We start from the raw sequence: 25,191 nt of genomic DNA on the forward strand, positions 1-25,191 counted from the left end.
CAAAAGCCAAAATTACTGGTCATGTGAGATTGGTGTTTGTCACATGTGACTGTTTTCTCAATGAAGTCCATATAATTCGATTAAGACCACACAAAGAAACACAAACACAGAATTTCACCCTTTTGGAGCGTGACGCCCACGACCTCCCACTGGCACTTTTGCATTGGTGTTGGATTAAAAGTCCGATCGGAAGGGATTCACCCCCGATAGAAAGTAGGAAAGTCTGAATCTATTACTTCGGAGTCGAAGGAGCCGGAAACTTAGGTATCTTATGTTCTGTGCATGCAAACGGGTTATAACCTATTGCCTCATCGACTGCCGCACTACACCCCGTGTGGCACGACCTTCACCCTTTGTGCAATGCCTCACAACCTGTGAAGGAGTCCCCTTCAGCACCGACTATGTAATGAACACAAAGGAGTATCACCGTGAAGGATCTAGTCAACAATAACGGGAACGGGCCATTCGGCGGCGAACCCGTGCTGTCAGACCAAGATCACGGCGATATCTCCCCCGAGGCTGTCCTCGATGTGGCCATGCAGCACTTCGCGTCGGTAGGCTTTTCAGACACCAAGCTAGAAAACATCGCCAAGGACTCCGGAATGTCCAAGCGCATGATTCACTACCATTTCGGCGACAAGCGTGGGCTGTATAACCGCTGTTTGGCCCGCGCCGTGTGCTACCTGCGCCCCACCAAGGAGGAGATGCAGGTGGAATCCTCCGTGCCTGTGGAAGGCATCCGGCGGATCGTGGAGGCACTGTTTCGGTGCTTCGTGGCTCACCCCGAGGCCGTGCGCCTGCTCATCATGGAAAACCTCCTTCACTTTGGCAAGGTGACCGATCGCCGGATTCTTTCCGATAAGTCCGAGGTGATCCTGCAGCTGGACAAGCTACTTATGAAGGGCCAAGACTCCGGCGCATTCCGCCCGGGCATTTCCGCCCAAGATGTGTTCACCCTCATCGTTTCTATCGCGGTGTTCCGCATCTCCAACCGCTCGATTACCATGAATCTTTATGGCGTGGACACGATGGACGAGGATAACACTGCCGGTATGGCGCGCATGGCGTGCGACGCCACGCTCGCGTTTTTGACTTCCAATCTAAAGTCCTCCTCCGATGAGGTTTCCTACCTCACCGTCAGCCAGTCGGAGGAAACGGAGCTGATCGACGAATCCGACTCCACGTACGACATTGACGGCGCCGTATTCGAATAGTTGCACATCATCAAGGGGCAGCCACCAGTGATGGGAGCCGCCCCTTGATGTTTATGTCTTTGTGTGCCTAGCGGAGCAGTACACCTGGTCGCAACATCTGATTGCGCACCAATACCACCATTAGCGCGATCGTGAGCGCCTGAACCGCATATGCCGCAGCGAGTACCACCACAAATAGCGGCGAGCCGGTGTCTGCGATGCCATTTTTCATCAGGCCCACATTAAGGAAGAAGAAGCTCAAGACTCCGATAGCCACTCCCGGGCATACCAACGTAAACGCAGCCGGGGACTGCTCCTGGCGCGAGAATACGAAGCGTTTGTAGAAGCCGTTGGAGCTCATGACGCGGTGCCCCATGAACAAGAATGCGACTTGTGCCATGAGCATCACTCCCAGCAGGAAGAAGATTTGGGAGGTGCTGGCGGGAAGCGAATGTTCCACCTTCAACGAGGTCAGGAACTGCAAGCCATGTCGGGTGCGCAGGCCGGTGATCGCCCACAGCGTCAGAATCGGAATTCCCAGCCACAAGGTGGCGGAATTGCCCAGGGTAAGACCATAACGCAAGATGCTCATGAAGCCCATCGGCAAGAACACCAGGAAAAGGAGGCCGGAGATCACGCCGAAGAAGGCGGCCCCCAGAATACCGACGATAACCGTGTACGTATTCTCGCTCATCGCAGCCGGGGCCGCCATACCAACGCCGATCATCGAGAAGGCAAAGGCAGCCAACAGCTGATTGAGGCCGCCGTTTGATTTGAAATCGAACCCGTTGTGCATGACTCGATTGAGGTAGCGGCCCAGATAGGTCAAGGCCAATGCGCCGACGAGCCCGTAAGCGACCAGCGCCGCGGGGAAAAGATATTCTATGACGTTCCACAATCCAGGAACGCTGATCGCCCCGACGATGAAAAACCCGTTAATGGTCATTCCAAGCGTCAGCGGAAGCGCCAGCAGGGTGATTTCTGCGTTGCTGTTGACGGTCACGTCGTAGCTGTCGGTTTTCTTCCACGTCTTCATCTGGCGAAGGTTCCAAGCCAACAGGACTAGGTGAATGAGGAAGAAGACATAAAAACCGACGTAGGCCATCACGATCATAGACTGCTGCAGGCCTGACCCGCTATTCCAAGCAGCGGAGATTGATTCCACGGTGGGAATGGCGGTGTTGGGGTGCGGGGTGAGGTGCATCAGGTTCATGAAGAACAGGACCGACATGCCTCCAAACCCCAGGGAGGAAAGGAAGTAGAGGGGCGAGTACTTGTCACCCAAGACGTGTGTCATCGAGACTCCAAGTGTAGTTGGGAATAGGCACCAGATTGGGACCGCGCACAACCTTACCGATACCCCTAGGGGTATGCAATTCTATACCCCCCGGGGTATCTTGGAAAGCTAAAAAAACCCGGTCAAATCCGCAGGGTGCGCCCTGCAGCCTCGACCGGGCTTCATCGCTTTTTAGGCCGTCTTCTCCTCGTCATCGATAACAAGCTGCGGCTGTTCCTCACCGCGCACGCTCGCAGCGGTGACCACGACGCGGGAGACGTCCTCGCGGTCCGGGATGTCATACATCACCGGCACGAGCAGCTCCTCCATGATCGCGCGCAGGCCGCGGGCACCGGTGCCCCGCTCGATGGCGCGGTCGGCGATTTCCTCCAGGGCATCCTGCTCGAATTCCAGCGCCACGCTATCCATCTCGAACAGGCGTTGGTACTGGCGCACGAGGGAATTCTTCGGCTCGGTGAGCACGCGAACCAGTGAGGCCTGATCGAGATTCGTAACGGTGGCCACGATGGGTAGGCGGCCGATGAACTCAGGGATCAGTCCGAACTTGATGAGGTCCTCGGGGCGGACGTCTTTGAAGATGTCCACCGCGTCGCGCTCCTGCTTGCCGCCGAGCTCCGCGCCGAAGCCTAGGCCCTTCTTGCCGTTGCGTTCCTCGATGACCTTTTCTAGACCCGCGAACGCACCCGCCACGATGAACAAAATGTGGGAGGTGTCCATCTGGATGAATTCCTGATTGGGGTGCTTGCGCCCGCCCTGCGGCGGGATGGAGGCGACGGTGCCCTCCAGGATCTTCAGCAGCGCCTGCTGCACGCCCTCGCCGGAAACGTCGCGGGTGATCGAGGGATTTTCCGACTTACGGGAAATCTTGTCCACCTCATCGACATAGATGATGCCGCGCTGGGCACGCTGCACGTCGAAGTCGGCCGCCTGGAGCAACTTCAGCAGGATGTTTTCCACATCCTCGCCGACATATCCGGCCTCGGTGAGGCTGGTGGCGTCGGCAATAGCGAAAGGCACGTCGAGCAAGCGCGCGAGCGTTTGTGCGAGATAGGTCTTGCCGGAGCCGGTGGGGCCTAGCATCAAGATGTTGGACTTTTGCAGCTCGGCTTCGTCGTCCTTCGTACGGCGGCCGCTGGTGGCGCGGGCTTCCTCGGCGCGCACGCGCTTGTAATGGTTGTAGACGGCCACCGAGAGGATGCGCTTGGCCGCGTCCTGCCCGATGACATACTTGTCCAAGAACGCGGAGATCTCCGAAGGACGCGGCAGGGACTCGCCCTTGCCCTTTTCCTCGTTTGCCGCTTGGCCCAGCTCCTCCTCGATGATCTCGTTGCACAGTTCGATGCACTCATCGCAGATGTAGACCCCGCCACCGGCGATGAGTTTTTTCACCTGCTTCTGGCTCTTTCCACAGAAGGAGCATTTCAGCAGATCAGCGCTTTCTTGCATGCGTGCCATAAAGGATGACTCGTCACTTTCTCTTCGTCTTCAGCCAGCGGAAATACAGGTGCTTTCCACTTTAGTCGCATCAGAGCCCGCCTTCTTCAAGCAGGGCGCAAAACAGCAACCATACACCTTCATGTTTAAAACTCTATTAGAATCGCGGCCATGATTATTGCCGCCGCCACATTCAACCAGGTGCCCGAGATCGTCGAGCTGTGGCGCACCTGCGACCTTGTCCGCCCGTGGAACGACCCGGTCATCGACGCCGAAACGGCCATCGACGCACCCATGGCCATGCTCATCGTCGCCGAGGAGGACGCCCAGGTCATCGGCACCACGATGGTCGGCTATGACGGGCACCGCGGCTGGATCTACTACGTGGCGGTCGGCCCTGAGCGCCGCGGCCGCGGCATCGCGCGGGAGATGATCCAGGTGGCCGAGGATTGGCTCGCCGACCGCGGGGCGCCCAAGGTGCAGCTCATGGTTCGCGGCGACAACCTCGATGTCGCGGACTACTACCGGCGCCTCGGCTACGAGGACTCCGACTGCGTCGTGCTCGGCAAGCGCCTGGGCTAGCATCGTTTGCGTGCCGACGCCCACCGCGCCACACCCAAAAAGGCCTCCTTCCCCACCGCGTTATTCGTTGTGGGAAAGGAGGCCGCCCGGCTTTTATCTTTTAGCCGTTGAGCTTGCGGTACTCGAAAACCTGGTCGACGATGCCGTACTCCAGGGCCTCCTGCGCGGTCAAGATCTTATCGCGGTCGGTGTCCTCGCGAACCTGCTGCGGGGTCTTGCCGGTGTGGCGGGCCAGGGTCTCGTCCATGAGGGTGCGCATGCGCTCGATCTCGCGGGCCTGGATCTCCAGGTCGGAAACCTGTCCGCGGGCACCCTCGGTGGCCGGCTGGTGGATGAGCACGCGCGCGTTCGGCAGCATGGCGCGCTTGCCGGGGGCGCCGGCGGCCAGCAGCACGGCGGCGGCGGAGGCTGCCTGGCCGAGGCAGACGGTGCGCACATCGGGGCGCACGTACTGCATCGTGTCGTAGATAGCCATCAGGGAGGTAAACGAGCCGCCGGGCGAGTTGATGTACATGGTGATCTCGCGGTCGGGATCGAGCCCCTCGAGCACGAGCAGCTGCGCCATGATGTCGTTGGCGGTCACGTCGTCGACCTGGTTGGCCAGGAAGATGATGCGCTCCTCGAACAGCTTGTTGTACGGGTCGGTGGTTTTGGTGCCATAGGCGGACTGCTCGACGAACTGTGGCAGCACGTAACGAGCAGAAGGCATAACCATTCCGTTGTCAGTCATTGGTGGGATACTCCTTGTGTTCTAGTTACGTGGCTTAGTTCGCGATGGGACCGTCGGCAAGCGAAATGACGTGGTCGACCAGGCCGTACTCCTTGGCCTGCTGGGCGGTGAACCAGCGGTCACGGTCGGAGTCCTTGGTGATCTGCTCGAAGGTCTGTCCGGTGTGCTCGGCGATCAGCTCGGCCATCTCACGCTTGGTCTGCGCGAACTGCTCGGCCTGGATGGCGATGTCAGCGGCGGTGCCACCGACGCCAGCAGAAGGCTGGTGCATCATGATGCGGGCGTGCGGCAGGGCGTAGCGCTTGCCCTTCGTGCCGCCGGAGAGCAGGAACTGCCCCATGGAGGCGGCCAGGCCCATGCCGTAGGTGGCGATGTCGCACGGCGAGTACTTCATGGTGTCATAAATGGCCATGCCCGCGGTGACGGAACCGCCGGGGGAATTGATGTACAAGGAGATATCGCGCGTGGGATCCTCGGCAGACAGCAGCAAGATCTGGGCGCAGAGCTTATTGGCGATCTCATCGTCTACCTGGGTGCCCAGGAAGATAATGCGTTCGCGCAGCAGACGCTCGTAGACGCTATCGCTAAGATTCATGCCGCTTCCGGCCGCCATGCGGGCGAGATCACTCATGAAAAATCTCCTTCGGTGTTTCTACTAGTAATTGTTGGCGCATACGTTTGTTTACAACGCACCGCAGCGCCTAATGTTCCCCACGATACCGTGCAATCCCGGCGAATCGGGCCGTGTTCGCTATGAGCGTTGCGCAACCGAGAACCAACCGCTGGGCGTCGGCACGCACAATGCAAGAAACCTGGCCACCCCACACACATGTGGGGTGGCCAGGTGACTAATACGAGCAGCTATTTAGGCCTCGGTGGCCTCAGTAGCCTCAGAATTCTCAGCCGACTCGTCCTCTTCCGAGCCGAAGTACTCTGCCGCGTCGACGACGTTGCCGTCGTGGTCCTTGACGGTAGCGCGCACGATGGCCGCTGCCAGGGCCTTGCCACGGCGGACGTCGCTAAACAGCTGTGCGATCTGGCCGGACTGCTGCAGCTGGGCGATGAACTGGTTCGGGTCCATGCCGTAGGAGGAAGCGGTGAACAGGATGTGGTCGGTCAGCTCCTGCTGGGAGACCTCCGGGTCCTCCTGCTCGGCGAGCACGTCGAGGAACAGCTGGGTGCGCACGGCCTCTTCGGCTGCCTCGCGGGTGTTCTTGTCGTACTCCTCGCGGGTGGTGCCCTGAGCCTCGAGCAGGGAGTTCAGAGCCTCCTCGTCGTGGGCGAGCTGGCCCAGAATCTGGTGCTGCTGTGCGTGAACCTGCTCGTCGACAACGCCCTGCGGCAGCTCGAACTCGGTCTGCGCGAGCGCGGCCTTGAGGACCTCGTCGCGGATCTGAGCGGCCTGGTTGTTCTTGGCGGTGGCCTCGACCTGCTCGGCCATGGACTCGCGCAGCTCCTCGACGGTGTCGAACTCGGAAGCCATCTGGACGAACTCCTCGTCCAGCTCCGGCAGCTTGCGCTCCTTGGTCTGGGCGACGGTCACGGTGACGGTGGCCTCTTCGCCGGCGTGATCGCCGTTTTGCAGCTTGGTGGTGAACTCGGCCGACTCGCCGGTCTTCAGGCCGCGCAGCGCGGTGTCCAGGCCGTCGATGAGGTCGCCAGCGCCTACCTTGTAGGACAGACCCTCAGCCTTGGCCTCCTCGATCTCCTTGCCATCAACGGTGGCAGACAGGTCGATGACGGCGAAGTCGCCGGTCTTCAGCTTGCGCTTGGTGTCCTTGAGCTCGCCGAAGCGCTCGCGCAGGCGGTCGATCGCGGCGTCGATGGCCTCGTCGTCGGCCTTGAGGGCGTCAACGGTGACCTCGATGGCGGAGAAGTCCGGAACGGTAATCTCCGGGCGGACGTCTACCTCAGCGGTGAACTCGACGACGTCGCCGTCCTCGAGCTTGGTGATGTCGATGGCGGGCTGGCCGAGCACGGTCAGCTCGTGCTCCTCGACGGCCTGACCGTAGCGGGTCGGCAGCATGTCGTTGACAACCTGCTCCAGAACCGGGCCGCGGCCGATGCGAGCGTCGATGAGCTGACGCGGTGCCTTGCCCTTACGGAAACCAGGAATGGTTACCTGCTGTGCCAAAGCCTTGTAAGCCTGGTCGATCTCACCCTTGAGCTCCTCGAAGGGAACTTCGACAGTGAGCTTAACGCGGGTCGCGCTCAGCTTATCGACGGAAGTCTTCAACTTCAGTCACTCTCCTGATCATTACTTGTTTCAAAAACCGGACTAGATAAAACTAACACCCCCACCCAAAGACTATTGGATGAGGGTGTTAATTCTGGTCGGGACGACAGGATTTGAACCTGCGACCCCCTGCTCCCAAAGCAGGTGCGCTACCAAACTGCGCCACGTCCCGGAAAATTTGTACCCGCAACTGAAACACTCAACCGCGCCACCGCCACACGTGCGGGGTACGCTCAGATACTGTATCCGCCGCGCCACGATTCGACAAATCCACTGCGTATCTTCACTTTTCCCATCACCCTGGGGCGCCTGGGGCGCCTGCGGCGTTGAACCGCAGGTCCATGTGCCATGCTGGAGGTGTTTGATTCCTCACGATCGCGCTTTTACGGAAGGACCCATTCCCGTGGCACAAGCCCCCGCTTGGGATAACACGCCCCGCACTAGGCTCTTCCCGGCCTCCGTGTGGGCGCTGGCGGCTGTATTCGCCCTCGTTTCGGCATGGAGCAGCGCCCGCACCGGCCAACCCGACGACCTCGCCGCCTGGTGGATCGGCGCCCGTCTGGTGGCGGAGGGGCAAGCCAATAGCCTCTATGCGGTTGATCCGGTCGACTTTTCCTCCCATACCGGCCCGCAATGGGCACAGCAGGCGCAGCTGGTCGCGGAACTCGCACCCTTCGCACACCCCTATGTCCACATCCCCCTGCTCGCTTATGTGCTGGCACCGCTGTCCGCGGTGACCACCTTCGAGTCTTTTGCCGCCGCGGTAGCCCTCATCAACGGCGCGTCCATGACACTGCTCGTGGCCGCCGCCATCTCTTTGTGGACCCGCCGCCCAGCGCCCGCTCACCTCGTGGTCATAGGTACCAGCCTGGTATGGGTGAGTACCGCGGGGAAGTCTGCGCTGTTTTTGGGCCAATCCACCCCGATGATCCTCGCGGCCATCGCCATGGCCTTAGCCTTGTCGCGCACGCGGCCGGTGGTCGCTGGCGTCCTTCTGGCCGGGGCCACGCTCATCAAGGTGACCCCGGTGGTGCTTGTGGCGGGGATGCTCCTTTTTGCTTCTCGACGCCGAGCCGGCCTCGTCGCCGCCATCCTCAGCGTCGCGGGCCTCGTGTTGAGCACCCTCTTGGCAGGGGTGTCTGTGACGAAGGAATGGATCGCGACCGTTCGCGCGATGGGATCAAAATCCCTGGTGGGGCCGATGAACTCCAGCCTAGACTCGCTGTTTGGCAAACGCACCGATCCCCTCCTCCCAATCCAAACGATGGACGGCTCCTCGTCCGCGGCGCTGGCGGTCAAGATCGCGATCGTGGTTGTCGTACTTGTCCTACTGTTCGTGCTGTGCGGCACGCGCTCAGATCACATCTTTGAGATCGCCAGCGTCACTGTGTTGCTCACCGCCATGGCATTGTCCGGCGTGGTGTGGGTGCATTACGGGATCGTGGCTACCCTCGCGATCACCGGCGTTCTCCTTCTACACCGCAACTGGTTGGGTGCATTCGCCCTGCTCTTCGCCTTCGCGCCACTCGGCGAAATCTACGACTCCGCAGAGACCACCCCCGCGGCCCTTCCCTGGGCTACGCTCGCGCTCATCCTGGTGCCGATGCTCGCGCTCATCCTCGGCGAGGTCTACGCTCACCGGCCCGCGAGCATCAGGAGCATCTGGGCTGGCGTGCTGCGCGAACTCGCGGGCTAAGTAGCAAAATGTGTGTCTAAATAGGTCTAAAAATCGTTGTCTATCTCGGCAAATACTGGTGTTGTCCCCTTGTGTGGAGGGGTGCGGCCTTAAATGGCCTTGCTTCCACAATCTGCGGACAGTTATGTGCTACGACCAATCCAGCGAAAGCCTTACTTTAGGGAAAGGCTCAGAGATGTCATCGCCATAACCACGGCGTCCATCGTGCACAGCTCTAATGAGAAGACGCCTCCCCAGGTCGTACTATCCAGCGCGGGCACCGATAACCGGCTATGCCACTACATCCAGCCAGTCCTCCTACCTCATCGTCTATGGCGGAAGCAGGAGGCAACGATCGAGCGACGGCTCAACCAAGTCGTGGGAAAATCTCACACCTACAGTTGTGGTGCCGAAACCAAATTTCATCACTTCACTGGAGCGCAAAATGGCCAGGTAGAACAATCAAACCCACCCCCAGACACACAAAATGCTACTTACGGCGACACGCCGCGCAGACACACATTTTGCTACTTAACCCCCTCAGCTTCTCCGGACAGCCCGGGGCGCATATGCAAAAACGCCACCCTGAGCGCTCATTTCAAGCTTTCAAGGTGGCGTTTTACTGGAGGGAACGACGGGAATCGAACCCGCGTTATCAGTTTGGAAGACTGAAGTATTAACCACTATACGACGTTCCCCTTGCGCACTCACACCATAGCGCACGCCCCAACAATCTCACAAATTCCTCTGCTCACACCCCTCCCGGCGTCTAAGATTTCTCTTATGGATCCGCGAATCATCGACGCCGACACAGGACATCAGCTTTGGACCGCCAGCGAATGCGCCGAGTTCTCCGGCACCGCCCGCGGCACGTTTACCAGCTACGCAGGGCGCGGGCGCGCACCGAAGCCGGTGACCAAGCTGCACGGGCTCACCCTGTGGGACTCGCACGAGGTCCGGGAGTGGATCGACGCGCGCACCGCGCGGCAGGGTGCCGATACCGAATAGGCGGGAACTTCCGCCGGGAAAACCACGTTAATGAGGGCAGATGTGCCCGATAAAGAACAGTTGAAGAAAGTGGTTTCTGAGGAAAATGGGATTGATTCTGGTCGCCGTCGTCGTGATCGGCCTTGTGTGGGTTGTATCCAACGCCGGTAAGAAGAACAGCAAGCAATTAGAGCAAAACAAGTTCGACGATGCCGTAGCCGATGCCCGGCGCTGGATTGACCGCCTCGGCAACCAGGTCTTGACTATGGCTGGCACCGATGCTGCCTCCACCCAGGCGATTGCGGACGCCTCCGAGCGTTTTAACGCCGCGTCTTCCCAAATCTCCACCGCGACCACTGTGCGCCAGGCGCAGCTGGCGCGCGAGTCCGCGCTCGAAGGCCTGCACTACATGAACGCCGCCCGAGAGATCATGGGACTGCCCGCAGGCCCGGAGCTGCCCCCGCTGGAAGGCCAGAAGCAGGCAGGTCGGGTCACCGAGACCCGCACGGTGACCCAGGACGGGCAAACGCTCACGGCGTCGCCGGTGGCCACGGACGCCACCCCAAATTATTACCCAGGTGGTATGGTGGCCGGTCGCCCTGTGCCGGCCGGCTGGTATTCGCGCCCGTGGTGGGCTGATGCGATGGTCTCCGGCATCTGGACGGGCCTGTCGGTGGCCATGTTCTCCTCGCTGTTTAGCGGCATGGCCGGTGTCGGCTACTCCGCACAGGCCTGGGAGTCCGGCTATGGAGACGGCTATCAGGATGGCCTGGATGCCGCAGACGCAGACGCCGGCGAGATCGAAGCTGGCGATGCCGGAGGTGAAGATGGCGGCGGTTTCTTCGACAACCTCTTCGGCGGCGGCGACGATAGCGGCGACGGCGGATTCCTCGGCGGTCTGTTCGGCGGCGACGGCGACGGCGGATTCGACCTCGACTTCTAAAACAGCCACCTCACAATATTAAAGGGGGCGAGACCAGCTGGTCTCGCCCCCTTTTTTTGCATTTAGGCCTGCTCGGGGAGCTCCGGCGCGATGCCGGTGCGCTCATACTCGGAGAGGATGTCGATGCGGCGCTGGTGGCGCTCAGCCTTCGACCATTCCTGATCAAGGAAGGCATCGACGATGGCCAGCGCCTCCTCCTCGGAGTGCATGCGCCCGCCGAGGCCGATAAGCTGGGCGTTGTTGTGCTCGCGGGCCAGGCGCGCGGTCTCTACCGACCATGCCAGCGCACAGCGGGCGCCCTCGACCTTGTTGGCGGCAATTTGCTCGCCGTTGCCGGAGCCGCCGAGCACGATTCCGAGCGAGCCCGGATCGTTGACAACTCGGCTGGCAGCCTCGATGCAGTAGGCCGGGTAGTCGTCGTTGGCGTCAAAGGTGTGTGCACCGCAGTCGATGACCTCGTGGCCCTGCTCTTCGAGGTGCTTGGCAATGAGATTCTTCATGTCGAACCCAGCGTGGTCCGCTCCTAGGTAAACGCGCATAGCCACGAGTCTAACCCAAGATTTTTTATTCAACCCCTTTTACACCCGAACACAAAACTAAGCCTTTGCTTATTTGCATGATAATGCAATAATGCACGTATGTTTCGGGCGTTAACCCATCCCACCTACCGCTTGCTCTTCGGCTCCCAGGTAGCCTCCCTGCTCGGCTCGGGGCTGCTCACGGTGGCCTTGTCGCTGCAGGCCTACTCCCTGGACCCGGCGCGCGCATCCTCAGTGCTCGGGCTCATCTTCACCGTCAAGATCATCGCGTATGTGGTGTGCTCCCCCTTCGTCAAGACCGCGGTAGCCCACCTGGCACCCAAGCGGGTGCTGGTAGGTGCCGACCTTCTCCGCGTGGGCATCGCCGCGGGGTTTGCCTTCGTGGACCACCTAAGCATCCTCGTGGCGGCCGTGTTTGTCCTCCAACTCGCCTCCGCCGTCTACACCCCGACCTACCAGTCGCTGCTGCCGAAGGTGCTGCCCGACAAGCAGGACTACACCGGGGCGCTGTCGCTTGCCCGCATCGCCGAGGATCTGGAGGCCATCGCCTCCCCGCTGATCGCCGCCGCATTGTTGGCGGTGATGACCTCCTCCGAGCTCTACTTCGGCACCGCCGCAGGATTCGGCCTTTCTGCCGCGCTGGTGACCGCCTGCCAGCTACCGGCCCGCTCGATGCTGCAGTCAGATCCCAATGATTCCTACCTCGCCCGCAGCCTCGCCGGGGTGCGCCTGTCAGTTTCGCATCCGAGGTTGCGCCCGCTTTTGGGACTGGGGCTGGCGGAGGCGCTGGTGTGGTCCTACGTGCTTGTCCTCACGGTCGTGCTGGTGCGCCGCGATCTCGGGCTGGGCGAGAACATGGTGGCCATCGTGCTGGCCTGCTTCGGCGCCGGCAGCATCCTTTCAGCCTGCCTGGTGCCTGTTGCTTTACGACGATTCCCGCCGCGCACCTACATGCTTGTTGGCATGTTCTTCGCCGTTGCCACCATGGCGGCTGCAGCCGTGGCGGTGGGAAGCACGCGTGTGGGCGTCGGCACGCGAACGGTGATCATTGGGGTCTTGTGGGCGCTGCTGGGCGCAGGGCTTGCGGCCGCCGCCACCCCCATCGGCCGCGTGGTCACCGAGGCGGTCGAGGAACCCCAGCTCGACGATGCCTTCGCCGGGCAGTTCGTCACCTCGCACGCCTGGTGGCTCATCGCCTATCCGCTGGCCGGATACCTCGGCGGCGGCAGTCTGGCCGTGGCCGCCTGGCTGTCAGCGGGAGGGGCAGCGCTGGCTACCGTAGTGGCCGCGCTACTCTGGAACACAGGCACCGAAAGCGACAATGAAATAGGCATCACGGAGGACACTGTGGCTTCAACCCCACCGCTGCAAAACGCGGAGACCGCGGCAGAAACACTCAAACTGCTCGCTGAACCCACACGCTTGTCCATCCTCGCCCTCATCAAAGACAACGAGATGGCCGTCGGCGCCATCGCCGAAGAACTCGGCCGCCCCACCCCCGCCATCTCCCAGCACCTAGCCAAGCTCCGCGCCGCCAAGCTGGTCACCTTCCGCAAGGAAGGCACCACCACCTACTACGTTCAGCGCGACGAGCACGTGGACATGCTTGTCACCAACGCCCTGCATTTCGCCGAGCACCGGTTGTACGCGGTGCCGCCGCATCACGCATAGGTATAAGAACACCAGTTCGTGTGGGGCTTGAGCCATGTCGCAGGCGCTTCCTAAGGTGAGGGCTATCCCTTGAAAAAAGTCCCACGCAAAGGAGTCCCCATGGCTATGGACCTGCCAGTGTCTGCCCCGAAGGATGCACCACGAACTACCCTGCCTTTCGGCTACATGCAGGCAGCCGCCACGGTGCTGCACGGTCTCGCATGGGTGGGCGTGCTCGCCGGTTTTTTCGCCGTGACCCAAGGCGATGAAGTAGGCTGGGCGATCATTGTGGTGTCCTTGTTGGCGGCCGCCGTGTTCGGCATCTAGCTTGTCGTCATCGGTATTGGCCAACACATCATCAGGCGCTGACACCGCCAGGAATTCTTGTAAAAAGGCCTCGTTCCATGCAACAGGATGAAACGAGGCCTTTCCGTGGCGCTTTCTTTAGCCGAACTGCGGGTACTCGGTGCGTGAGCGCTTGATCTCGAAGAAATAAGGGAAGCTGGCCAGTTGCACGGAGGCGTCGAAGAGCTGGCCTGCGTCCTCGCCGCGCGGGATGCGGGTGATCACGGGCCCGAAGAAGGCGGTATCCCCCAGCTTGATGACCGGGGTGCCCACGTCGTTGCCCACGGCATCCATCGCGGTGCGGTGATACTCGCGCAGCTTGTCATCCCATTCCTCGGTGTTCGCGACGGCCGCATACTGCGGCAACCCGATGGCCTCCAGCGCCTGGGCGATGATCTCGTCGTAGCCGCCGAAGCCTTCCTTGCCGCCCTCGCCGCCGGGGTGGATGAGCGTGCCGATAGTGGTGTAATACTCATCGAGCTTGTCGGGGTGCTCGGTGGCGATCGCGGCAGCCACGCGTGCGGGGCCCCAGTTAGCCTTCATCTTCTCCATGTAGCCGGGGTCGAGATCGCGGCCGTCGTTGAGCACGGACAAGGACATGGGCACCCAGGTGACCTCGATGTCGCGGACCTTTTCTACTTCCTTGATCCAGCGGGAGGTCACCCAGCAAAACGGGCAGCTTACGTCGAACCAGAAGGTTACTTGTTCCGTCACGGCGGTTCCTTTCGTTTTATTGCTTGCCGACGCCTCACGGACGGCAGACTCGCTTCCTACAACGCACGTTATACACCGAGGAATTCCCGCGCGGGCGTCTGGCCTAAAGTGGGTGGCACACCAAACCTTATGAGTATTCAAGGAGATACATGTCCTCCATCAACCTCACCCGCATAGAGGCCCAGGCCCGCAAGGCCATGCTCGCCGACGTGCACTACGCGATAGCCCTCGATCTCACCGCCAGCGAAGTGACCTTCCCCTCGACCACCACGGTGACCTTCACCGCCACCGCCGAAGGCGATACGTTTATCGACCTGCGCGCGGAGTCCGTCGCAAAGGTCACCCTCGACGGCGTGGACATCACCCCGGAAAGCTACCGCCCAGACCACGGCATTGAGCTGGCCCACCTTGGCGTCGGAAAGCACGAACTGGTAGTGGAGGCAACCTGCCGCTTCTCGCGCACCGGCCAGGGACTGCACCGCTTCGTCGACCCCGCCGACGGCGAGGTCTACCTCTACACCCAATTCGAAACCGCCGATGCCAAGCGCGTGTTCGCCTGCTTCGACCAGCCCGATCTCAAAGCCACCTATGACCTTGCCATCACCGCGCCCGCCACCTGGAAGGTGATCACCAACTCCCCGCAAGAAGTCGAGGTCACCGGGGATACGGCCGTGTTCCACTCCGCGATCACCGTGCCGCTCTCGACCTACCTGATAGCCATCTGCGCAGGCCACTACCACGAGGTCACCGACACCTGGCGCGGCACACTTACCCACCACCCGCAGACCCCGGCCGGGCAGCCGCACGAACTGGAAATCCCGCTGGCCATCTACTGCCGCGCCTCCCTCGCCGACCACCTCGACGCCCAGCGGCTGTTCCGCGAAACCAAGCAGGGCTTCGACTTCTACCACGCCAACTTCGGCGTCGCCTACCCCTTCGGCAAATACGACCAGCTGTTCGTGCCCGAGTTCAACGCCGGCGCCATGGAAAACGCCGGAGCCATCACCTTCCGCGACGAATACGTGTTCACCGCCAAGGAAACCCGCTACCGCTACGAGCGCCGCTGCGAGACCATCCTGCACGAGATGGCCCACATGTGGTTCGGCGACCTGGTCACCATGGCGTGGTGGGACGACCTGTGGCTCAACGAGTCCTTCGCCACCTGGGGTGCGGCCATCTCCCAGGCCGAGGCCACCGAGTACGACACCTCCTGGGTCACCTTCGCCAACGTGGAAAAGTCCTGGGCCTACCAGCAAGACCAGCTGCCGTCGACCCACCCGATCTCCACCGATGCCTCCGACATCGAGACCGTGGAGCAAAACTTCGACGGCATCACCTACGCCAAGGGGGCCAGCGTCCTCAAGCAGCTGCAGGCCTATGTCGGGCGCGAGGCCTTCTTCGCGGGCGTGCGCACCCACTTCGCCACCCACGCCTTTTCCAACGCCACCTTCGCCGACCTGCTGGGCGCGCTGGAGGCCGCCTCCGGGCGCGACCTTTCCGGCTGGGCAGACCAGTGGCTCAAGACCACCGGCATTAACACGCTGGAGGCCTCCTTCGAGATCATCGACGGCGCCTACACCGCCTTCGCTCTCACCCAGACCGGAGCCCAGCCTGGTGCCGGCGAGCTGCGCACCCACCGGGTTGCCGTGGGCCTGTATTCGCTTATCGACGGCCAGGTGGTGCGCACCAACCGCGTCGAGCTTGACCTTGAGGGCGCGCGGGTAGCGGTGCCTGAGCTAGTGGGACAAGCTGCCGCCGACCTGGTCTTGGTCAACGACGACGATCTGACCTACTGCCTCATTTCGCTGGACCCGGATTCGCTGGCGTTCGTGGTGGACAATATCGACAAGATCGTAGACCCCATGGCACGCACCCTGTGCTGGTCGGCGGCGTGGGAGATGACCCGCGACGGGAAGATGCGCGCCCGCGACTTCCTCGCCCTAGTCGCCCGCGGCGCAGGCTCCGAGACCGAAATCGCCGTGCTCGAGCGCATCCTCATGCAGGCCACCCGTGCGGTGGAAAGCTACGCCGACCCCGCCTGGGCACAGCACACCGGCTACGAGCTCCTTGCCACCACCTTGCTGGAGGGCGCCCGCGACGCCGAGCCGGGCTCCGACTTCCAGCTCGCCTTCGTCCAGGCACTGGCGAAGGTGCGCCTCAACGCCCAGGCAGTGGAGTTCTTCACCGCCATCGTGGGCGGCCACCGCCCCATCGACGGCCTGGTCATCGACGCCGGCCTGCGCTGGTGGGCGCTGACCGCGCTCATCGCCGCCGATGCCATCGCGGAGCCGGACTCCCACATCGAGGCGTTGCTTGCCGAGGATAACACCGCCTCCGGACACGTGGCCGCCACCCGCGCCCGGGCCGCCGTACCCACCCGCGCGGTCAAGCAGGCCGTGTTCGACGAGGTCACCGCGGTGCCCAACACGCTGTCCAACCTGGAGCTGCGCCACAAGCTCGAGGGGCTGACCTTCACCGGCTCGGCCCCGCTGCTCGAGGGCTTCGGCGCGAAGGTGTTCGAGGTGGCCCCGGTGATCTGGAAAGAGCTCAGCCAAGACATGGGGCTTAACATCCTCACCGGCGTCTACCCGCGCTGGGAGATAAGCGACCAGGCCATCGCCGCCGCCGAGGACTTCCTCAAAGACGATTCCCTGGCACCCGGCCTGCGCCGTGTTATCGCCGAGGGCAAGGCCGGGCAGGAGCGCGCCCTACGCAACCAGCGCTTCGACGCGGTCGAATAAGATAGCGCCCGCCGCCGTGGCTGTCAACCATGGTGCGGTGGCGGGCCGGGTTTCTTGTGGATAACTTTTCTGTCGCTGGAGTTATCCACAAAAAAGCCAGGGTCCACGGGCGAGGGTCTTGCGCGGGCAGGATCTTCTTCCTACTTTGTGGGGCATGAACCGAATTGCCGCATTCGCCGACGCTCACCGCGACCCCCTCGCCCTGTTGCGCGAGGTCCACGGGCATGCCCTCGATGCCCTGGTGGCCCTGGGGCTCGGCCACGCCAAGGCCACGCAGCTACAAGCGCTGGCGGAGCTCTATTGCGGCCCGAGCACCTATCCCGACCTGGTAGAAGACACCATCGCCGCCATCACCGCCCGCGGAGTGTCCCTTTTCGAACTAGAAGACATCGAGGCACAGGCCGCCACCGCCGGCAGCAGTCTTCAGGCGTGGCGGACCCGGCGCGCGCTGGCCCGCGGCGAGGCCGCGCCCGACACTGACGCTGATACCGCAGGCGAGCACGGCGAAAAGAAGAAGCGGCGTCGCCGTACCCCGGGTTCCCAGGCCACCGTCTACCGCCGCGGCGAGGATGACTACACCCTCGCCCTGCGCGGCGACGCCGACACCATCGACCGGCTCTACCGCCTGGTCAAGGGCGAGGCCAACCCGGCCGACTACTTGCTGCGCGGCGGGGGTGCCGCCGTCAAGGTCTTCCACGTCCATGTCAAGGTCGACCTTCCCGACGCCACCACCGTCCTCGACGGCACCGACGACGAGACGCTGTTCGAATGCACCGACGGCATCGCCCGCACCAGCCGCCAACTAGCCACCCAGCTCGTCGACCCGGCACTCGGCATCATGCTCTACCACCGCCTGGAAGGCCCCGTCGACCTGCTGCGCACCCAGCGCCTCCCCAACCTCAAGCAGCGGCTGCTGACCAACCTCGAGAACACCACCTGTGCCTGGGACGGCTGCAACATTCCCGCCCTCGATGCCCAGATTCACCACATGGACTCCTGGCAACTGGGCGGGCACACCGACATGATTAACCTCGCAACCGCCTGCCCCCCGGCACAACGGGGTCAACGATGACGACCCCCGGCGCACGCCCGTCTACGGCAGGCTCGAAAGAACCCAAGGAAAGATCCTTAGGGTCTTCTCCTTCAGGCGCGCCCGCAAGCGCAAGCGTAACAACATCACCCGCACTCACATAAGGCGCAGCCACCGGCGGCGAACCCACCTGGTGGCGTAGTCCACCACACCGACAAAAGCCCGCCACCTTCTGTAAAAAGCAGGAGGTGACGGGCTAGAGGTGCGGCCTAGATGGCGGCCAGCGCCTGGTCGACGTCGGCAAGCAAGTCCTCGATGTCCTCGATGCCCACGGAAATGCGCACCAGATCGCGGGGCACCTCCAGGGTGGAGCCGGTGACCGACTGGTGGGTCATGGTCGCCGGGTGCTCCAGGAGGGACTCCACGCCGCCAAGGGACTCCGCTAGGCAGACGAGCTTGGTATTCAGGCAAAAGGCTCGGGCTGCCTCCTCGCTGTGGAAGCGCACCGAGATCATCGCGCCGAAGCGGCGCATTTGGCGGGCCGCGACCTCGTGACCCGGGTGGGTGTCAAGGCCCGGGTAGTACACGGTGGCCACCTTGTCGCTTGCCTGCAGGTGGGCGGCGATCGCCTCGGCGTTATCGCAGTGGCGCTCCATGCGCACGGCCAGGGTCTTAATGCCGCGGGCGGTGAGGTAGGCGTCGAAGACGGACGGGATGGAGCCGGCCCCACCCTGGTAGAACAGCAGGTCCTCGTCGATCTTGGCGTCGTTGGTGACCACCACGCCACCCACGACATCGGAGTGCCCGCCCAGGTACTTGGTGGTCGAGTGCAAGACCACGTCCGCGCCGAGGCTAAGCGGATTTTGCAGGTACGGGGAGGCGAAGGTGTTGTCCACGACGAGCTTGGCGTCGGTGCCGGCATCCTTGAGGGCGGCCGCGACGGCGGCGATGTCGGTGACGGACAGGCCCGGGTTCGACGGGGTCTCCAGCCACACGAGCGCGGTGTTGTCCTTGACGGCCGCTGCGACCTGGGAGGCATCGGTGGTGTCGACGACGGTGTAGTCCACACCCCAGGCGGAAAAGACCTGGTCGATGAGGCGGAAGGTGCCGCCGTAGGCGTCGTGGCCGAAGATGAGATGCGCGCCCGGGCGCAGCAGCACGCGCAGCAGCACGTCCGTTGCGGCCATGCCGGAGCTAAAGGCGCGCCCGAACTCGGCCTTCTCCAGCGCGGCCACGGTCTTTTCCAGCGCCGTGATGGTGGGGTTGCCGCAGCGGGTGTACTCGTAGCCGCCGCGCAGCTCGTTGAGGCCGTTTTGTGCGAAGGTGGTGGAGGCGTAGATCGGCGTATTGATCGAGCCGTACAGGGAATCAGGCTCGTAGCCTGCGTGGATGCTGGCGGTGGAAAAACCGTGGTGTGCGGCGTCGTGGGCGCTCATGTCGATCGTCTTTCTAAACTCGGCGGTCTAAACTCTGCACACATACTAGACCAAGCGGTTCATTCAGTATGCACGCAGCGGTGCCATCAACGCGCTAAGCAGGCTAAACCGCAGACTTAAATGGGTGAATAAAATCCGTGCTGGAGGCGGCGGCTAAATACCGACCCGCATGCTGTTGCAGCTGAATGGGAAGGTCAAACAGGCGGCTGAGGTTACTGCTCGTGAGCACCTCCCCCACCGGGCCTTGTTCCATGACAGCCGCCTGCTTGAGCAGCAGGGCGTGGGTGGTGGAGGCGGCTATTTCTTCCACGTGATGGGTAATCACCACGCTGGCAAGCTCCGGAATATTCGCCCGCATGTCGTCGATCACAGCCAGCAGCCGCTCACGCCCGGGCAGGTCCAACCCGGTGGACGGCTCATCGAGAAGCAACAGCTTCGGGCGGGTGACCAGCGCGCGGGCAAGCAGGGTGCGCGCCTTTTCCCCTTGACTCATCTGCGACCACAGCGCGTCTTTCTTCCCGTCCATGCCCACGAGCTCAAGCAATTGCTGCGTCAGCGCGACCTGCTCGCCGGTGGGCTGCCAGCGAGAAAGATAACCATTGGAGGCGGTGACCCCCGATAACACGGCCTCGAAGCACGGCATGTCCGCAAGGGCCTGCTTGGGGTCGACGTAGCCAATGTGGCGGCGCAGCTCGAAGACGTTGACCCGCCCTAGCCGCATGCCAAAAACCTCCACCTGCCCCTCGGAGGGGAAAAGCAGAGTGCCCATCACCTTCAGCAACGTGGTCTTACCCGCGCCGTTGGGTCCTAGGACCGCCCAATGTTGCCCCGGTTGCACAATAAGCCGCGCGCAGCTGGCGATGCAGGTGCCGGCGCGGACCACGCGGACGTCGTGAAGCGAAATTGCCGATGCATACATGTGTAAAGAATCTACCCCGCCGGCACGGGTTTCCGGCGCGGCGGCGGGGCTGTTAAGAATAGAGGGGTGAACGAAGAAGCACCTGACGCAACCGAAGCCGCCACCGCCGCAGCCCATTGGCTTTCCTCCGACACCGCTCAGACGTGGCTGGTGGAAAAACCGCTGGAGATCGTAGGCACCTTGCTCGTTGCTTTGATCCTCGACCGCGTCCTGCGCAAACTGATCTCCAAGGCCGCAGACATCAACATCAACAAGCGCCCCACGCGCATATCTCTGCCCTTTGCGCGCAGCCGCTCCGGCAACCTCAACACCCAGCGCGCGGCGGAGGCTTTGTCGGAGTCCCACGAACAGCGCAGGCAGGCGCGCGTGCGCACCCTCGCGGCCGTGGGCAAGTCGGCGGCGGCGATTTTCGTGTGGGTATGGGCGGCATTGGCGGTCTTAACCACCATCGGTATTAACGTCACCCCGCTCATCGCCTCCGCCGGCGTGGTCGGCGTGGCCTTGGGCTTTGGCGCCCAGAGCCTGGTCAAGGACTTCCTCTCGGGCATCTTCATGCTCATCGAAGACCAGTACGGCGTAGGCGATACCATCGACGTCGGCGAGGTCACCGGCACCGTGGAGGACGTCTCGCTGCGCTTGACTACCTTGCGCGACGTCAACGGCACCCAGTGGTTTGTGCGCAACGGCGAGATCCTGCGCGTGGGCAACTTCTCCCAGGAGTATGCCGTCGCCCTCATCAATACCCCGGTCGCCTTAAGCGCGAACACCGACGAGGCCATCGCCGCAGTCAGCCGCGCGGTGGAGGCGGTAACACAGCGCCCGGAGATCACCGACGTCTTGCTCGAGGACCCGGTCATCGACGGCGTCAACGCCGTCAACGTCGATCACATGCTCATCCGCACCCGAATCACAACCTTGCCGGGTCAGCAGTGGTTCGTCGAGCGCGAGGTCGGCGCCGCCATCCTAGGCGAGCTGCGTACCGCGGGGATCCCGCTGCCGCGGCTGCGCCAGGTCGGCGACGGCACAGGCGGCGAGGCCACCGAGTAGCGCGGTGGGTGCCGGCCCCCTGGTTGCGACTACTGTTTAGTGTCATGACCACTCACGAACTTGGAACCCCCTCCGGCGGTGGCAGTGGCCAGGCCGCAGCCGCACAGACCGTCTTCGAGGCGCTCGGCCCCGCGGTCTTCGACCGCCTCGTCCACAACTTCTACACGCGCATGCGCAACGACGACCTCATCGGCCCCATGTACCCCCAGCATGATTGGGACGGCGCGGAGTCCAGGCTGCGGATGTTTTTGACCCAGTATTGGGGCGGGCCGAGCGACTATTCCGCCCAGCGTGGCCACCCGCGCCTGCGGATGCGGCACATGCCGTTTTCCATCGGCGAGGCCGAGGCGCACCGCTGGCTGGAGATCATGGACGCCGCGCTAGCGCAGTTCAGCAACGAGGAGATCCCCACCGCCTACCGGGAGGCGATCCGCGGGCACATGCAGCGCGTGGCGTTCATGCTCATCAATCGGGCTGAGTAATGCTTACCGTCCTGCTCGGCGTGGCCGTGGGCTTGCTCATCCCGTGGCAAACGGTTGCCAATACGCGCCTGCGGACGTCGCTGGGTTCGCCGTTTGCGGCCTCGATGGTCTCTTTTGCAGTGGGCACCGTGGGCTTGCTTGCGGCCGCGGCGCCAAGCGGTGCGCTATCGCGCGTGCTTGCCGACGCCCACCAGCTTTCCTGGTGGATGTTCGCCGGCGGCGCGTTGGGGGTCGTCGCGTTGACCGGCAATATCTTTATGTTTCCGCGCCTGGGCGCGGTGGAGACCGTGGTGTTGCCCATCGCGGGCCAGATCCTGGCGGGCCTGGTCATCGATCAGTTCGGGTTTTTTCGCGCCCCGGTCAACCCGCTGACCTGGTTGCGGCTTGGCGGCGCGGCGGTGGTCATGGCCGGGGTGCTGATCACCGTCGGCCGCCCCCAGGCGGCGGGTACCCACGTGTGGGGCTGGCGGGCGGCCGGGGTCGGTTTCGGCGCCTTGCTGGCGGCGCAGTCGGCGATCAACGGCCAGCTCGGGCACGCGGTGGGCTCGCCGCTGGTGGCGGCGCTGGTGTCCTTTGCCGTGGGGATGGTCCTGTTGGTCCTCATTAATGCGGTCTTGGGCTGGCGCCCGCACCTGCATTCGGCTAAGGAGCAGCGAGGGCCATGGTGGATGTGGACCGGCGGGCTGCTCGGCGCGATGTACGTGCTGGTCAACGCCTGGCTCGTGCCGGCGATCGGCACGGGGCTGACCGTCATGGCAGGACTGGCTGGTGTGATGGCCGGTTCCTTGCTGGTCGACCGGGCCTTCGGCAAGCCGGTGCGGCCAACCCAACTGGTGGGGGTGGCAGCCATCGCGGCCGGGGTGGCGCTGATGCGGCTAGCCTAGCTTTCACCTCGCGCGGGGGCAGTTTGTGTTTTAGTCTGTATCCCACCATGAACACCACCCCATCCCCTATTTCTCGTCTGGTAGAGGTCGCCTCAAGTTTCGGTGTCTTAGGCATCAGTTCCTTCGGCGGCCCCACCGCCCACCTCGGGTATTTCCGCGAAGAGTTCGTCAACCGCCGGAAGTGGCTGAGTGCCACAGCCTATGCGGAGCTGGTTGCGCTGTGCCAGCTCCTGCCCGGGCCCGCCTCAAGTCAGGTGGGAATGGCCTTGGGCTTTCGGCGCGCGGGCTATGCGGGGATGGTGGTTGCGTGGCTGATGTTTACGGCACCGTCGGCGATCCTGCTGGCGGCGGTGGCCTTGGGCGCGCAGCAGGCCAGCGCGGGTGGGGTTCTGGCCGGGCTCTTGGCCGCGGCGGTCGGCGTGGTCGCCCACGCGGTGTATTCGATGGCCGCCTCGGTGGGCTTTTCGTGGCGCAGCGTGGCGCTCATGGCCGTTTCCTGCGCGGTGTGTGTGGCCTGGGCGCATCCGGGTGCGCAGATCCTCGTGCTGCTGGGGGCTGGAGTGGCAGGGCTGCTGGGCGCGAGCCCGTCCGGCGCGCCGGCACCGCCCGCCGACATAGGTCCCGTGCCCTCGAAGCTGGCGGCGTCGCTGGCGGCGACGATGCTGGTGCTGGGACTGTCGGCCGCCTGGTTGATCATCACCTTCCACCCCGGGGCGCCGTGGTGGTTGGGCCGCGGGGCGGACTATTTCTACGCCGGATCGCTCGTCTTTGGCGGCGGGCACGTGGTGCTGCCGATGCTCGCGCCGCTGGTGACCGGGCCCGGCGGTATGGACTCCGAGACATTCGTGGCCGGTTATTCGGCCGCCCAGGCGGTGCCGGGGCCACTGTTTACGCTCGTGTCCTATCTGGGTGCGGCCGAACGCGGGATCCCCGGAGCGATATATGCGACGGTGGCGATGTTTGCGCCGGCGGCCTTGCTGGTGATCGTCGGCATGCACTACTGGTCGCGCATCGCCGTCACCTCTGCTTTCCGACGAGCGCTGACCGGCATCAACGCGGCCGTCGTCGGCCTGTTGGCCGCCGCATGGATCACCCCTATTTTTTCCCACGGGGTGCTGGAAGCCGCATCCCCGTGGGCGGCAGCGGCGATTGCCGCGGTGGCGTTCGCGGGCCTTGGTTGGCTCGCCCGCCCGCCGTGGCAGGTGATCGTGGTCTGCGCGTTGCTGGGCTTACTGCTGCTTTAGAACAGCAGGCTCAGCCCCGAGCTGCGGTAGACGGTGCCAAAGGCCGCGTCGATGCGCACCCAGCGCCCGCAGGCAGAGACCCGAAGATAGCGTGGCACCGAGGTCGGCGCGGCAAAGCCCGGGATCAGCCCCAGCGAGGTGCAGGCGAAGATCATCCGCATGGGGATGTGAGCTTCCTGATCGTTGCCGGACACGGTGAGCACGGTCTGATCCAACAGACTGCGCGGCGGCCCGGCCGGGCCGGAAAACTGCCGGGCGAGGTTGTGCCCCTCGGTCGACAGCTGCAAGGCGACGTCCGCCGGGACTTCGTCGATAAGCGAAAACCCCTCGGCAGGCGGCAGCGCGCCCGGCCAGCTTGCCTGCGCGTTGGGACCGGATCCGGTAGCAAGGAAATCGGCGACGACAAGGGCACCGGCGTCGACGCTGGTACGGCCCTGTGCGCGTCGGGAAGCAAGCACGTCAAAGGGCGTGGTCACGAAGGTTTCTACTACCCCGCCGGGCAGCTGGCGGGTGCGCACCAACGCACGCGCGTTAAGGCCTTGGGCGCGCTGGGCCAGCGAGCGCACCCCCTCGGCGCCCTGGCTTAGGCGAACGGTAACCTCCACCGCTACTGCTTTGCCGACTCGGCGGTACGGGTGAGGATCTTTAGCTCCACGTCATTGATCGCACGCGGGCGGGCGGTGGTCAAATCGATGGCCACCTGGACGACCTCGGCGATAGCGCACGTCTTGCCATCGAGGTCCTTAATCTCCTGGCGGATGGTAAAGGAGGTCTTGCCCACCTCCACGACCTGGGACTCCACGATCACGGCGATGGTATCCGGCATGATCGGGCGCAGGTAATCCACCATAATCTTGCGCACAAACACCGGTGGGGTCTCCAACCCGCGCTCCACAAACTCCTCGTGCGCCATGATCTGGCGGGCCTCCTGGGCCAGCTCCACATAGGCGGCGTTGGTGATGTGTCCGAAACGGTCAAAGTCTGACCAACGGCACGGGACCTTGCAGGTGTGTACGTAACGATTATCTTCAGCCACGGCTTCTCCTCCTGGCGGGGCGTAAATAGAAAACTTGCGCGCCTGGC

The 25,191-nt window shown here is 63.2% G+C and carries 24 protein-coding genes and 2 tRNA genes; 13 read left to right on the forward strand and 13 right to left on the reverse strand.

Going from position 1 to position 25,191, the window contains the following annotated elements:
- Positions 1–479: 479 nt before the first annotated feature.
- Positions 480–1,214 (forward strand): TetR family transcriptional regulator, encoded by a 735-nt coding sequence (locus PAB09_RS09925; protein ID WP_333780196.1) that lies wholly within the window; start codon positions 480–482, stop codon positions 1,212–1,214.
- 67 nt (positions 1,215–1,281) lie between these two features.
- Here PAB09_RS09925 and PAB09_RS09930 read toward each other — a convergent pair whose 3' ends face one another.
- Together PAB09_RS09930 and clpX are read right to left on the reverse strand one after the other, a co-directional pair.
- Complete coding sequence (locus PAB09_RS09930; protein WP_271033513.1) at positions 1,282–2,490, reverse strand: TsoY family (seleno)protein; 1,209 nt, start codon at positions 2,488–2,490, stop codon at positions 1,282–1,284.
- 171 nt (positions 2,491–2,661) lie between these two features.
- A complete protein-coding gene (clpX, locus tag PAB09_RS09935) occupies positions 2,662–3,945 on the reverse strand; it encodes an ATP-dependent Clp protease ATP-binding subunit ClpX (protein ID WP_271033514.1) in 1,284 nt (427 codons plus the stop codon).
- 150 nt (positions 3,946–4,095) lie between these two features.
- Here clpX and PAB09_RS09940 point away from each other — a divergent pair, with 150 nt between their 5' ends.
- The gene (locus PAB09_RS09940) at positions 4,096–4,506 is read left to right on the forward strand and encodes a GNAT family acetyltransferase (RefSeq protein WP_271033515.1); all 411 of its coding nucleotides are present in this window, start codon (positions 4,096–4,098) and stop codon (positions 4,504–4,506) included.
- A 100-nt stretch (positions 4,507–4,606) separates the two neighbouring features.
- Here the strand turns inward: PAB09_RS09940 and PAB09_RS09945 are convergent, their stop codons facing one another.
- From PAB09_RS09945 to PAB09_RS09960, 4 genes are all read right to left on the reverse strand, one after another.
- Positions 4,607–5,236 (reverse strand): ATP-dependent Clp protease proteolytic subunit, encoded by a 630-nt coding sequence (locus PAB09_RS09945; protein WP_271033516.1) that lies wholly within the window; start codon positions 5,234–5,236, stop codon positions 4,607–4,609.
- Positions 5,237–5,270: 34 nt separating this feature from the next.
- The gene (locus tag PAB09_RS09950; RefSeq protein ID WP_271033517.1) at positions 5,271–5,867 is read right to left on the reverse strand and encodes an ATP-dependent Clp protease proteolytic subunit; all 597 of its coding nucleotides are present in this window, start codon (positions 5,865–5,867) and stop codon (positions 5,271–5,273) included.
- Between the two features lie 234 nt (positions 5,868–6,101).
- Positions 6,102–7,472 carry a trigger factor gene (gene tig, locus PAB09_RS09955; RefSeq protein WP_271033518.1) on the reverse strand — a complete coding sequence of 457 codons (1,371 nt, stop codon included), beginning with the start codon at positions 7,470–7,472 and terminating at the stop codon, positions 6,102–6,104.
- A 95-nt stretch (positions 7,473–7,567) separates the two neighbouring features.
- Positions 7,568–7,644: transfer RNA gene (locus PAB09_RS09960), tRNA-Pro, on the reverse strand.
- Positions 7,645–7,875: 231 nt separating this feature from the next.
- Here PAB09_RS09960 and PAB09_RS09965 point away from each other — a divergent pair.
- Entirely contained in the window at positions 7,876–9,168 is a 1,293-nt protein-coding gene (locus PAB09_RS09965) for a glycosyltransferase family 87 protein (RefSeq protein WP_271033519.1), read from the forward strand.
- A 602-nt stretch (positions 9,169–9,770) separates the two neighbouring features.
- On the opposite strand, the gene PAB09_RS09970 is transcribed toward PAB09_RS09965, so the two are convergent.
- Positions 9,771–9,845, reverse strand: a tRNA-Gly gene (locus PAB09_RS09970).
- Between the two features lie 85 nt (positions 9,846–9,930).
- Between PAB09_RS09970 and PAB09_RS09975 the strand changes: the two genes are divergently transcribed.
- Both PAB09_RS09975 and PAB09_RS09980 read left to right on the forward strand, forming a co-directional pair.
- Entirely contained in the window at positions 9,931–10,155 is a 225-nt protein-coding gene (locus PAB09_RS09975) for a helix-turn-helix transcriptional regulator (RefSeq protein ID WP_271033520.1), read from the forward strand.
- 85 nt (positions 10,156–10,240) lie between these two features.
- Entirely contained in the window at positions 10,241–11,077 is an 837-nt protein-coding gene (locus PAB09_RS09980; protein WP_271033521.1) for a DUF1542 domain-containing protein, read from the forward strand.
- A gap of 62 nt (positions 11,078–11,139) precedes the next feature.
- On the opposite strand, the gene PAB09_RS09985 is transcribed toward PAB09_RS09980, so the two are convergent.
- Positions 11,140–11,616, reverse strand: a complete 477-nt coding sequence (locus tag PAB09_RS09985; protein WP_271033522.1) for a ribose-5-phosphate isomerase — start codon at positions 11,614–11,616, stop codon at positions 11,140–11,142.
- Positions 11,617–11,715: 99 nt separating this feature from the next.
- Here PAB09_RS09985 and PAB09_RS09990 point away from each other — a divergent pair, with 99 nt between their 5' ends.
- Both PAB09_RS09990 and PAB09_RS09995 read left to right on the forward strand, forming a co-directional pair.
- The gene (locus tag PAB09_RS09990; protein WP_271033523.1) at positions 11,716–13,287 is read left to right on the forward strand and encodes a metalloregulator ArsR/SmtB family transcription factor; all 1,572 of its coding nucleotides are present in this window, start codon (positions 11,716–11,718) and stop codon (positions 13,285–13,287) included.
- A gap of 99 nt (positions 13,288–13,386) precedes the next feature.
- Entirely contained in the window at positions 13,387–13,593 is a 207-nt protein-coding gene (locus PAB09_RS09995; protein WP_271033524.1) for a hypothetical protein, read from the forward strand.
- Positions 13,594–13,710: 117 nt separating this feature from the next.
- Here the strand turns inward: PAB09_RS09995 and PAB09_RS10000 are convergent, their stop codons facing one another.
- Positions 13,711–14,325, reverse strand: a complete 615-nt coding sequence (locus PAB09_RS10000; RefSeq protein ID WP_271033525.1) for a DsbA family protein — start codon at positions 14,323–14,325, stop codon at positions 13,711–13,713.
- Positions 14,326–14,474: 149 nt separating this feature from the next.
- On the opposite strand from PAB09_RS10000, the gene pepN reads away from it, so the two are divergent.
- Both pepN and PAB09_RS10010 read left to right on the forward strand, forming a co-directional pair.
- On the forward strand, positions 14,475–17,066 hold the full coding sequence (pepN, locus tag PAB09_RS10005; RefSeq protein WP_271033526.1) for an aminopeptidase N: 2,592 nt from the start codon (positions 14,475–14,477) through the stop codon (positions 17,064–17,066).
- Positions 17,067–17,220: 154 nt separating this feature from the next.
- On the forward strand, positions 17,221–18,138 hold the full coding sequence (locus PAB09_RS10010; RefSeq protein WP_271033527.1) for an HNH endonuclease signature motif containing protein: 918 nt from the start codon (positions 17,221–17,223) through the stop codon (positions 18,136–18,138).
- A gap of 227 nt (positions 18,139–18,365) precedes the next feature.
- Here the strand turns inward: PAB09_RS10010 and PAB09_RS10015 are convergent, their stop codons facing one another.
- Together PAB09_RS10015 and PAB09_RS10020 are read right to left on the reverse strand one after the other, a co-directional pair.
- Positions 18,366–19,532: a cystathionine gamma-synthase gene (locus PAB09_RS10015; RefSeq protein ID WP_271033528.1), complete on the reverse strand. Its 1,167-nt coding sequence runs from the start codon at positions 19,530–19,532 to the stop codon at positions 18,366–18,368.
- A gap of 103 nt (positions 19,533–19,635) precedes the next feature.
- Complete coding sequence (locus PAB09_RS10020) at positions 19,636–20,451, reverse strand: ABC transporter ATP-binding protein (protein ID WP_271033529.1); 816 nt, start codon at positions 20,449–20,451, stop codon at positions 19,636–19,638.
- Between the two features lie 66 nt (positions 20,452–20,517).
- Here PAB09_RS10020 and PAB09_RS10025 point away from each other — a divergent pair, with 66 nt between their 5' ends.
- From PAB09_RS10025 to chrA, 4 genes are read left to right on the forward strand one after another with little or no spacing between them, the layout of a single operon-like run.
- A complete protein-coding gene (locus PAB09_RS10025; RefSeq protein ID WP_271033530.1) occupies positions 20,518–21,498 on the forward strand; it encodes a mechanosensitive ion channel family protein in 981 nt (326 codons plus the stop codon).
- 44 nt (positions 21,499–21,542) lie between these two features.
- On the forward strand, positions 21,543–21,980 hold the full coding sequence (locus tag PAB09_RS10030; RefSeq protein WP_271033531.1) for a globin domain-containing protein: 438 nt from the start codon (positions 21,543–21,545) through the stop codon (positions 21,978–21,980).
- Positions 21,980–22,864 carry a DMT family transporter gene (locus PAB09_RS10035; RefSeq protein ID WP_271033532.1) on the forward strand — a complete coding sequence of 295 codons (885 nt, stop codon included), beginning with the start codon at positions 21,980–21,982 and terminating at the stop codon, positions 22,862–22,864. The genes PAB09_RS10030 and PAB09_RS10035 overlap by 1 nt, the downstream gene beginning before the upstream one ends.
- 47 nt (positions 22,865–22,911) lie before the next feature.
- Positions 22,912–24,108, forward strand: coding sequence for a chromate efflux transporter (gene chrA, locus PAB09_RS10040; protein ID WP_271033533.1), 1,197 nt, complete (start codon positions 22,912–22,914; stop codon positions 24,106–24,108).
- On the opposite strand, the gene PAB09_RS10045 is transcribed toward chrA, so the two are convergent.
- Together PAB09_RS10045 and PAB09_RS10050 are read right to left on the reverse strand one after the other, a co-directional pair.
- The gene (locus PAB09_RS10045; RefSeq protein WP_271033534.1) at positions 24,105–24,713 is read right to left on the reverse strand and encodes a hypothetical protein; all 609 of its coding nucleotides are present in this window, start codon (positions 24,711–24,713) and stop codon (positions 24,105–24,107) included. The two genes, chrA and PAB09_RS10045, sit on opposite strands and share 4 nt — an antisense overlap.
- Positions 24,714–24,715: 2 nt before the next feature.
- Positions 24,716–25,144 carry an acyl-CoA thioesterase gene (locus PAB09_RS10050; protein WP_271033535.1) on the reverse strand — a complete coding sequence of 143 codons (429 nt, stop codon included), beginning with the start codon at positions 25,142–25,144 and terminating at the stop codon, positions 24,716–24,718.
- Positions 25,145–25,191: the final 47 nt, after the last annotated feature.

This window comes from Corynebacterium sp. SCR221107 (genome assembly GCF_027886475.1).
In the GTDB taxonomy this organism is placed as follows: Bacteria; Actinomycetota; Actinomycetes; order Mycobacteriales; family Mycobacteriaceae; genus Corynebacterium.